The organism is Acinetobacter sp. YH12231 (assembly GCF_013417755.1).
Classification (GTDB): domain Bacteria; phylum Pseudomonadota; class Gammaproteobacteria; order Pseudomonadales; family Moraxellaceae; genus Acinetobacter; species Acinetobacter amyesii.
This window is the reverse complement of record NZ_VPDJ01000045.1, coordinates 1-10,476: the sequence shown is the minus strand read 5'-3', so window position 1 is coordinate 10,476 and position 10,476 is coordinate 1. Positions and strand designations below refer to the sequence as shown.

Annotated in this window: 9 protein-coding genes and 1 pseudogene; 3 read left to right on the top strand and 7 right to left on the bottom strand. The window is 41.0% G+C overall.

Going from position 1 to position 10,476, the window contains the following annotated elements:
- Window positions 1-119 precede the first annotated feature (119 nt).
- Window positions 120-452 (top strand): annotated as a pseudogene (locus tag FTV11_RS16560) (NADPH-dependent FMN reductase); the annotation flags it as partial.
- 325 nt (window positions 453-777) lie between these two features.
- Here FTV11_RS16560 and FTV11_RS16555 read toward each other — a convergent pair.
- Window positions 778-2,067, bottom strand: coding sequence for a glutamate carboxypeptidase (locus FTV11_RS16555; RefSeq protein ID WP_180022949.1), 1,290 nt, complete (start codon window positions 2,065-2,067; stop codon window positions 778-780).
- 490 nt (window positions 2,068-2,557) lie between these two features.
- Window positions 2,558-2,953: a tautomerase family protein gene (locus tag FTV11_RS16550; RefSeq protein ID WP_180056167.1), complete on the bottom strand. Its 396-nt coding sequence runs from the start codon at window positions 2,951-2,953 to the stop codon at window positions 2,558-2,560.
- Window positions 2,954-3,336: 383 nt separating this feature from the next.
- Between FTV11_RS16550 and FTV11_RS16545 the strand changes: the two genes are divergently transcribed.
- Both FTV11_RS16545 and FTV11_RS16540 read left to right on the top strand, forming a co-directional pair.
- The gene (locus FTV11_RS16545) at window positions 3,337-3,864 is read left to right on the top strand and encodes a hypothetical protein (RefSeq protein WP_180022951.1); all 528 of its coding nucleotides are present in this window, start codon (window positions 3,337-3,339) and stop codon (window positions 3,862-3,864) included.
- 280 nt (window positions 3,865-4,144) lie between these two features.
- Complete coding sequence (locus FTV11_RS16540) at window positions 4,145-5,185, top strand: TauD/TfdA family dioxygenase (RefSeq protein WP_180005606.1); 1,041 nt, start codon at window positions 4,145-4,147, stop codon at window positions 5,183-5,185.
- Between the two features lie 93 nt (window positions 5,186-5,278).
- On the opposite strand, the gene FTV11_RS16535 is transcribed toward FTV11_RS16540, so the two are convergent.
- From FTV11_RS16535 to FTV11_RS16515, 5 genes are all read right to left on the bottom strand, one after another.
- Window positions 5,279-6,454 (bottom strand): PQQ-dependent sugar dehydrogenase, encoded by a 1,176-nt coding sequence (locus tag FTV11_RS16535; protein ID WP_373684014.1) that lies wholly within the window; start codon window positions 6,452-6,454, stop codon window positions 5,279-5,281.
- Window positions 6,455-6,835: 381 nt separating this feature from the next.
- Complete coding sequence (locus FTV11_RS16530; RefSeq protein ID WP_180022952.1) at window positions 6,836-7,147, bottom strand: ankyrin repeat domain-containing protein; 312 nt, start codon at window positions 7,145-7,147, stop codon at window positions 6,836-6,838.
- An 82-nt stretch (window positions 7,148-7,229) separates the two neighbouring features.
- Window positions 7,230-7,775, bottom strand: coding sequence for a hypothetical protein (locus tag FTV11_RS16525; RefSeq protein ID WP_180022953.1), 546 nt, complete (start codon window positions 7,773-7,775; stop codon window positions 7,230-7,232).
- Between the two features lie 82 nt (window positions 7,776-7,857).
- Window positions 7,858-9,207, bottom strand: a complete 1,350-nt coding sequence (locus FTV11_RS16520; protein WP_180022954.1) for an aromatic acid/H+ symport family MFS transporter — start codon at window positions 9,205-9,207, stop codon at window positions 7,858-7,860.
- A gap of 407 nt (window positions 9,208-9,614) precedes the next feature.
- The gene (locus FTV11_RS16515) at window positions 9,615-10,166 is read right to left on the bottom strand and encodes a DUF4256 domain-containing protein (RefSeq protein ID WP_180074483.1); all 552 of its coding nucleotides are present in this window, start codon (window positions 10,164-10,166) and stop codon (window positions 9,615-9,617) included.
- Window positions 10,167-10,476 lie beyond the last annotated feature (310 nt).

The following is a 10,476-nucleotide window of genomic DNA, read 5'->3' as shown; positions in this document are numbered from 1 at the left end:
TCATGTACTTATATTAACAATCAAAACTCAAGGAAAATAGTCCTTAGTTAAATCAAACGACACTTCATGTCGTGTCGCTTATATCTCTGACCTGAAGGACAGAGTTTTACGCTCCATTTGATAAAATCGCGCAAGGCGACGCATTTATTTTCATTAGCCCTGAATACAACCACGGCTATAGCCCTGCGCTCAAAAATGCGTTGGATTACCTCGGTAAAGAATGGGGCGGAAAACCTGCGGCATACGTTAGCTATGGTGGCACCAATGGTTCACGTTCAATTGATCAAATTCGCCAAGTGGCAACCCAATTGGGCTTAATCGACAGTAATGCTGTGGTTGAAATTCGTGACATTTTCACGCGTAATCAAGCAGATAAATTCGAACCGAATGAATTTGATAACAAAGCGGTTAAAGCGATTTTCAAAAAATTACTGCAATATGTGAGTGCTTAATTCTTGCCGTTCGCGTGATAAATGCCGCCTTTTGTAGGTTCAGGCTTACATTATTTTCGGCAGATGGCAGCTATACGCCATGCATCATCCACGATAAAGTTAAAACATACAGAGACAGGACGTCACTGAACATAAAACAACAATGATAAGACTAAGCAGGAAGCTTACGGTAGGACAGGAGTTATACCGCTAGAATGAATCTGAAAAAGCCTCGACAGGATGTCGGGGCTTTTTTCATTTCAAATGCTGCACAAGTGTAGCTCTAACATGAGCCATAACCAAACTCAGGGCCATGGCTCAATGGATCTCATCCAATCGGATGCGATTACTTTTTAGAACTTTCAACAATTAAGCGGGTCACCAAGTACAAACGCGGCACGATAGAATCCGTCAAAATATATTCTGCTTTATCTGAATGTAATCCATCGCCAGACATACCGATTCCTTCAATGATCGCGGCTTTCGAAGTAACTCCAGCAAAAGCGGCATCAGTACCACCACCCCAAGCGGTCGTTTCAACTTTCATCGGCAGCTTTAATTCGTTTGTGTAAATCTGCTGGGCTGTCGCGGCTAATTTTTTGGCTTGTGGACTGGCTTCTAAAGGTGGTCGACGGACTTCAAATTTGACCTCGACCTGACTTTCCGCCAATTTTTTGGTTTTGACTTTTTGCTTCAAGGTTTTTTCCAACTCAGCAAAATCTTGTGGTTTTAAGGAACGAGCATCTGCCTGCGCTGTCGCATGGTCAGGAATCACATTTCGGGTTTTTCCAGCCGTCGCAACAGTCCAATTCAGCTTTAAACCCGTTTTCGGATTGGATAGATTTTCCAATTGTTGAATCTGAAAAGCCAGTTCTGTCAAGGCATTGACCCCTGCTTCAGGTTTTACCCCCGCATGCGAACCCTGCCCTTTAATATCTAAATAAGCCGCACCAATCCCACTGGTGGCTAACATCAAGCTTCCCTCTAAACCACCGGTTTCAAAGGAGAGGACAACGTCCTGATTTTGAGCGGTATCCATAATCAATTGGCGCGAGCCGGGTGAACTGATTTCTTCATCTGAATTAATTAATACCGTAATGGTGCCGTAATCTTGGTACTTCAGCTGTTTCAGCATATCCAAAACATGAATCACTGCAGCAACACCTTGCTTGTCATCCAAAATACCCAAGCCATAGGCTTTATTACCGTCTATGCGAAACGGTTGACCTTGTAATTGGCCCTTTTGATACACCGTATCGTTATGCGCCAACAACATAATGTTCGTTTGACCTTTGCCTTTTAGTACCGCTTTTACAATCGGCCCTGTCTGATCTGGCGCACCATCGAGTTTCATGATGTCTTTGGGCTGAATCACGTTCACCTCAGCCCCTGTGGCTTTTAATTGCTCTGCGACCACCTTGGCAATTTGATTCAAACCCTCAATATCTTTACTGCCAGATTCAATATTGACCAAGGTTTTCAAGGTCTCTAAATAACTGTGTTTTTGACTTTCCGCAATTTTCTTAATCTCTTGTGGAGATGCTGCCCAATTTGCTGAAGCACTAAGCGCAATGGCACAGCCTAATGCGAGCTGAAGTTTTGACGTCGTCCGTTGTTGTGTAAGTGTTCTTAGCATCGATCTTATTCCCTGTATATTTTTCATTATGAATTTTTAATGTCTGATAAATTAGTTCACCATTCAACCAATTAATCGCAAAAATATGTAACACCGCTGATAAAGCTTTTAGTCACTTCAAAACCAGCTTCCAGCTGTTTTAAAAGCGGTTTAGATCGATTTGGAAACATAGATCTAGCAGTCGAGAGCCTAGCTGCTATGCAATGCCTTGAAGGAACGGTCAGAATTAAAATTTAAGTGTTGTACGTTTTGGCTTACATTAGATGCGGATAATAGACACTATTCACGTTATTGGATTACTTTTATATTAAGGTCATACAGCGACAGGATGTCACTGAACATAAAACAACAATGATAAGACAATGAGCAGGAAGCTTAACGGTAGGACAGGAGTTATACCGCTAGAATGAATCCGAAAAAGCCCCGACAGGATGTCGGGGCTTTTTTCGTTTAGGCGATGTGAAAGCAACATTCCATGTATTTGCACAGACTAAACATCGACCTGAAAACCTAAATCGACATCACAGGCGGCTTGACCACCTCGTATCCCCCAATTTTCTAGAGGGCTTTCACGTAAGGTAATGATGATATGGTCGGCCGGAATGCCAAATTCCACCAAATTTTGCACCAGCATTTGATATAACTTACGCTTGGTTGCCACGGTTCGTCCCGCAAAACAATCGATGGTGATATGTGTAAAGCGCTCAGGCTGCGTCAAATGATCAAGCACCTGAAACCGATGTAGCGCATGCACTTGCAAACGTATATTGCGGTCATATCGAGGCAGTTGAAAACTCTGTTGTAAGGCGTTAAAGACAGCATTTATCAACTGTTGTTCTTGTTCTATGCTGTATTGCATCCGTATATCGATTTGTGTTGCAGGCATGCGCGAAACTCATTGTTGTTATTTAGATCACTACACTAGCAGGATTTAGCGATGTTCTGCTGTAGGCATTTACCTACAGCGCTTGCAGTATTTACGCCTATGGCCTCAACAGCAACGCGCCTATAGTAAGAACATACAGAGACTGGATGTCTTGCAATAAAAATAAATAATGCACATGCAGCAGGAACGCTGATCGGTATGACAGGAGTCATATCTTTAGAATGAATCTAAAAAGCCCTCGATAGGATGCATATTCTTGCCCAATTGGACACTTGATAGTATATCGTACTGGACACAGATTCTTCTTTTAATTGGACACTCTTATTTTCAGACACTCTTTGCATCTAAAACGAAATTTAAACGAAAAAAGTAAAATGATTCCTATGAAAAAAGCGGTTATTGCACTGAGTTGCTTAAGTATACTTTTGATGGCCTGTTCCTCGCTTCTTAATCCAAGTATTCAGAATTCACTAAAAGAAGTGAGAACATCAAAATTCCTAAAAAATGAAGATAAAACAAAAAACATTGGTGGGATTGATGCAAATAGTAATGGTGTGCGTGATGATATTGAGGGATACATAAAGCTCAAATATGGGAATAACCCTGAATTTGTTAGCGTATATATGCAGTATGCACAAGAATTACGAAGAAAGCTGACTTTGGCTAGTGATGATCGTGAGGTCTATCGTAGAGCGTCACACGAAGTTAGTAGAAAAATGGTTTGTGCTGCGGAAATTGACTATAAAGTTGAGCCTGAAAAAATGTATCGGGACACAATGATCATTTATGCCCTGTCGGTGAATACCAAGCAACGTAAGGCTGAAAGTAATCGTATTAGCTCGTTGGTGAGTGGCATGGTATTCACATTACCAACTGAGGGACACTGCAAAATTAATGAATACGTTTATTAAAGTGTCCAACTTAAAAAAGAATGGGTGTCCAAATACTTATTGATTTTGCAATAGGATGTCGAGGGCTTTTTTCATGTCGTCATTCATTCAGAGATCGCACTCTATTCGTCGAAAAATCGCAATTTATCAACAATACTTACATCGCAACAGTAAAACTGTACTTATAATCGGCAGAGAATTTAGACAGAATAACGGCTGCGAGTTCAGCAGCTCGAACTGTCAGCGCTTAGGGATTAGGCGACAACAATAAAAATTGAATTAAAAAATTAGAGAATGACCTATGCAATTGCAACAGCAACAACTGAATAGTTTTACCCGCATTTTTCATGCCGCTCCAGAACACAATAGCCCGCAAGATCTTGCACAATATATTGGCGCGCATCGACAAGAGCTTTTACAACAAATCCATGAAAATGGCATCTTACTGTTTCGTGGTTTTAACATCGAGCAACCCGAACAATTTAACCAACTGATTGAACAATATTTTCAGTTTACGCCATGGAATGCATTTAACCCCAACATGCCCAGCTGGGTTGCATCTTGGATGCGAAAATACAGCGAGAAATTGCTCGGCGCAGGCGACTACCGTCGTTATATCGATCGCAACACAGTGCAATTGGGTCCAGTCGAAAACTCGGTACAAGGCCCACATGTTGAAGGTGGTGTGCGCTCAGAACGCTCGCGTTATATCGCCTTATTTTGTCAGGAACCTTCGACGTATTTGGCAGAAACAGGATTTAATAACTTAGAGCAGATTTGGGAGAATTTTCCGAAACATCTACAGGAAAAATATCTTGGTGCATGGAACCATTTTTCTTATGTCTCGGCGCGCGAGGTGGGGCTATTTGACCGATTATTGCTGAAAAAGAGCCCGTTTAGTCTAGAGATTCGACAAGATAAAAAAGCCAAACTGACCTTGCAGCGTTCGCCACTGGTGATTCATCACCCCGATACGAAAAAGCATGTGATTCAGCCGTGGGCTTTTGCTAATAATACCAATCCATTTGCCCATCAGGCGGCCAAAAATTGCTTTGAAAATCGCGGGGAGATTGAAATCGATTCGACAGCGGACGGCATGCAACTGACTTGGGAAATTTACACGCCAGAAGGTCAACAAATTGAATGGAGCGATGCCGAAAAGCAGCAATTTTTTGATGCGATGTATAAAGATGCCCTGCTTTTGCAGTGGCATAAAGGTGATGTTGCGATCGTCGATAATATTAAAATTGCGCATTGGCGAATGAATGGAGAACAAGGAAATCGTAAATTAATTCAAATTCAAGCCAATGCATTTAATGCCGATGAGCACTATGCGGCTTAGCTGACGGATTTAAAATTCGTGCAGGCCTGTATGTGAGAAGCCCCGTAGGGGCTTTTTTTTTATTTTTTGAATTTTTTGTTTATTTTTTAGCCGCTATTTTGGCTCAATTTTGAATAACCATGCTTTTTCACCGTCCTCAATCCCCCAAATGGCGCCATCTTTGGCCTCAATCAAGCCACGGATCCGCTGTTTCATATCGATGCGCTGGATTTCTGTTACTGGTTGATGTGCTGTGTCCACAATCACGATTGCTTGAGACGACAATCCGCCAATCAGCGCTTTATTTTTCCACAAGGGGAACTTTTGCCCTTGGTAGAACATCAAACTCGACGGTGAAATCACCGGTGTCCAGCTGATGGCAGGCGCTTCAAATTCAGGCCGTGTAAGATGATCAGGAATCGGTTGATCATCATAATGATCGCCATTCGACACATGTGGATAGCCATAGTTTTTCGCACGCTGCACGAGATTTAACTCATCACCACCTTTCGGTCCCATTTCGGCCACCCAAAGCTGCTGTTTTGCATCAAATGCCATGCCTAAAGGGTTACGGTGCCCGAAGCTCCACACTTGCTTTGCAACTTCGCCTTGGGTCTGAAATGGATTATCCGCAGCAGGTGTTCCATCACTATTTAAGCGCAGTACTTTACCCAAATTTGACTGCAGATCTTGTGCAGGATCAAACTTCTGACGTTCGCCCGAACTCACCCATAATTTTCCATCTGCGCCAAACTGCATTCGGTGTGAATAATGGCCTTGACCTTCTACTTTTGGAATTTGCCTCCAAATGATTTTTCGCTGTTTTAAACTTGGCGCAGCTTCATTGAGGTTTAATGTGGCTTTTTCGATGACAGCGCCATAACCGCCCTGTCCGGCTTCTGCATAGCTCAGATATATCTGATGATTATTTTCAAACTGCGGATCGAGTGCAATATCACCTAAGCCGCCTTGTCCGCCATAGGCAACTTTGGGAAGGTTTTTCACCTGTATTTTCTGCTGGTTTTGAGGATTAAAGATAATTAGCTGACCTTTTCTTTCAGTCAGCAATAAACGGCCGTCTGTAAGTGGCTGGATGGCCCAAGGCTCATTGAATTGAGCGATTTTTTGTATTTTAAAGCCCTGTTCTTGCTGGACTTGTGCAGAATTTTGAGTTTGGCTTGGTGTTTGATCTTGTGCTGTAGTTGTGGTGTTTTCCGCATGGCATGCGGCTGTCATCAAGATGCCAACGATCAGGCTAGGCGTTCGAAAATATTGTATGCATTGTTTCATTTACTGTTCCCTTCCCTTTTATAATCATTTGATTCTAATCAATTAATCAGATGATTTTTCTTTGGAAAGGTAACAGAATAATTTTGTACGTTTTGGCTTACATGACATGCAGAAAATTGCGGCTTTCCAAGTTTATGAAACAGGCCTAATCTACAGTTATCAGGAGACAGGAAGTTTCCGAAACATAAAACAATAACAATAAGTTTCTGCATCAGGACGTGAGATATGACAAGGAGTTGTATCTAGAACACGAAATACGAAGAAAACCCCGACAGGATGTCGGGGTTTTCTTTTTCTATCTATTAATTTTTTATGACCCATTAAAAAAATCCCCCAGATTCAGCTGGAGGATTTCACGATCATGATTTTGCGCAATCGGACTTAGAGGCTTTTGAGATATGCCACAACATCGTCATGACCTGCCATTTCTGCAAGTTCTAAAGCGGTATATTGGGTTTTGTGCTTTACATCTGCACCTTTGCCTACCAATAGCTTCACTACGTCTAAATAGCCGTTTTCTGCTGCTGCATGCAGTGCGCTGTAGCCTTCTTCATCGGCAGAGTTTACGTCTGTGCCATTCGCCAAAGATTTTTCGACTTCTGCAAGTTCACCTAAAGATGCCCAGTACACTAGCTCAGGCAGATGCAGTTCTTCATCGTCTTCAGGGATTGGGGAGATAGAATTAAAGTTCATATTTTTCTCACAATAGTATTAATAAGGGCTTAGTTAGATATTAGATTAATTAAAACCAAATAATTAACAACACAACAAAATATTAACTCTCTCCAACCCACAGTTGAATTGTCGCACACAATTGTAATCCATATACCCAACCAATAAAGTCGCCTAGCTCTTGACCGTTAAAACTCAAATCAATAGTTTTATTCCTAAAAGTAGTAGGCAAATCATTAGGAATTCCTTTTATAGACCATACACCATTATGACCAATTGCATTTCTAAGATGCCTTGCAAAGGCATACCATTCTTGTGACCTAAAATGATCAGATTTATTATTTTCAAAAGCATAACTTTTGGCAGCTTCGAAAGTTTCTAAAATCATGTAGTAAAATGTTTGTTTAACAAACATTTTTGCTGAACCATTGTCTAAAGTATTTGAAAAATTAATATTATATAAAAGCCAATCTGTAGCAGCTACTTCATTTCCGCTTAAGACATATATTTCTTTATCTGATACTGTTAAATTATAATTACTCAAATAACGGCTTGTTGGTTCTTTTACTGCTAATCCGTAAGCACCTAAACTAAACCAAAAGGCATCACGGACGTATTTCATTTTTTCTAAACATCTTTCTTTTGTCATAATTTTAAATATTCTAAATATCATTTCTATTAGAGCATAAAAAGCCCCCTTTCGGAGGCTTTTCTTTTTAAAGAATCACAACTTAGGCTTTCGCTGTAGATGCCTCTTTAACATCAATTTTATCACTGTCGTTTTCATGCATGATCAATGCAACCGCGATCGCAGTAATCAGTACAGGTAAACCCACCGCCATAAAGTTGAAATGCGCAGGTAAGTTCATACCGAGCAAACCACCAATCAGAATCGGCCCTACAATCGCGCCCATACGACCAATTGCAGAAGACCAACCAATACCCGTCGAACGTACAGCAAGTGGGTAATACTGCGCCACATAGCTGTACAGCAGCATTTGCGAACCAATAGATGCAGCACCTGCCAAGAACACCAAAATGTATAGCAAGAACTGATTTGATTGGAAGCCCATCAAGCTCATCACAATCGCGCCCATCATACCCAAAACCATCAGCACAGGTTTTAAATGGAAACGGTCAGCCAAAATACCACCGCCAACAATACCCACAACTGCGCCCACGTTCATGACCATCATAAACATTAAGCTGTTATCCATAGAATAACCGGCTGCCATCATCAGTTTTGGTAACCAGCTGCTTAGCGCATACATGGTCAATAGGCACGTAAAGAACGCCACCCAAAACAATAATGTATTTACGGCACGACCACGGCGGAATAAACTCACCACGTTAGCAGCTTCAGGCACGCTTTCTTGAGGCAAAGTGAACACTGTATTTTCAGTCACTTTCACTTCAGGTGCTAAGCGCTTCACGATACTGCGGGCTTTTTCCTGTTTGTTTTCTTTCACCATAAATGCCAAAGATTCTGGTAAAAATCTCCAAATCACAGGTAAAAGGAAAAGAGGAATACCCGCAATAAAGAACATGATTTGCCAACCAAAGTCAGGGGTGAACCATGAACCTAAAAGTGCCGCCATCACACCACCGACTGCATAACCACTAAACATCGTCGTTACCAGTGTGCTACGCATCTTCTGCGGCGCGTATTCAGACGTTAAAGCCACAAGGTTAGGCATTACACCGCCAATCCCTAAACCAGCCAAGAAACGCAAAATACCAAATTCTGTTGGATTCGACGCAAAACCACCGGCAAAGGTCAAACCACTAAATAAAACGATACAGATCATAATGACTTTTTTACGGCCAATCTTATCCGCTAAAGAACCAAAGAACATGGCACCAAACATCATGCCTGCGAGCGCAGTACTGGCAAGCATCCCCGCTTGCATTGCACTTAAGCCCCAGTCTTGCATCAATAATGGTAAAACCACGCCATTAATCGCTAAATCGTAGCCATCAAATAAAATAATCAATAAGCACCAAGCCACTACATTGAAGTGGAACGGGGTAAATTTAGCCTTATCGACTACAGAATTTATGTCTATTTTTTCCGTTGTCATCGTTCTCATCTCCCATGAGTACTTGTCCATAACATTCATTGAATTTTTAAGTAAAATTCAACAGCCACGGAATATACGGAACAGTGTTTTCTAGGGATATTAGACGTATGTTTAATAAATCTAGTCGCTTATAAGTACATGTTAATTGTGTTATTTTTCATGCTTTAGTTTAATTATTAAACATTATCAATATATGATTATTTAACTGATTTTTTTAAATAATAATACCCTTATTTTCAGGCCTAATTCTTCTATTCTTTCATTAAACTTCAGAACGACACACCATCATTTATTTCTATCTTTAGTTTAGAAAAATTTTAAATGTCTAAAAAACAAACGCAATTACATCTTTAGAAAAGCTCGCTTTAACGCACTTGATTGTTTTAAAAACATTTATAGCACTGAGATTAAGCGATCACCAGCTTACAGCGAAATCCACGAGACGCATAATATGACTGCGCGCCATTATGGTAGCTAAATACATGATCATAACGTCGGTCACAAAACAGTGCCCCACCCTTTTGCCGAATATCTGCTGGCGTCACGATCCAGCTCGAAGTATTTAAATCGAAATGAAAAACTTGCTGTATCGCTCGGTAGTCCTCTTCTGTAAGCAGCTGAGCACCGATGTCTCGAACCATGTCTATTACGTTATTTTTGGGAGGATGATCCTTCCGATTCTCCAAGGCATCACGGTCATAACATAAGCGTCGTCTAGGCTTTGGCGACTCTAAACTGCAATCATAAAATATCAGGTCATGAGATTGCCGATTCAGCCTCACAATATCTGGCTCACCCCCTGTTTTTTCCATTTCGATTACAGTTTTTAGTTTTGAGGGCTGTGCAATCAATTGTTTTTTAACATCATCCCAAAGCAATTCTGGATGACGCTGCATATTTGCCTCAAAGCGTTGCTGCAATATCTCTAAAATAGAGACTTTATCGAGATCTTGGAGCATTTGCACATCCTATTGTTTTTATACTTTGGCGACTAAACTTCACTATAAAGAATATAGGCTTGCCTTGATGTAAATTTTTAGCGCTGTTTAGCCTCATTCTTTTTTAATATCTCTCGTTTTCCTATTTTTTGAATTTGCTTCTCTTATTATTTTTCTATTTTGATAACTTTCCCTTTTTCCCCGCATAAAAAAACACCCCCTGCACTAGTCAGGGGGTGTTTCGAATAATGAGCTGGCGATGACTTACTCTCACATGGGTAACCCCACACTACCATCAGCGCTAAGAGGTTTCACTTCTGAGTTCGGGAAG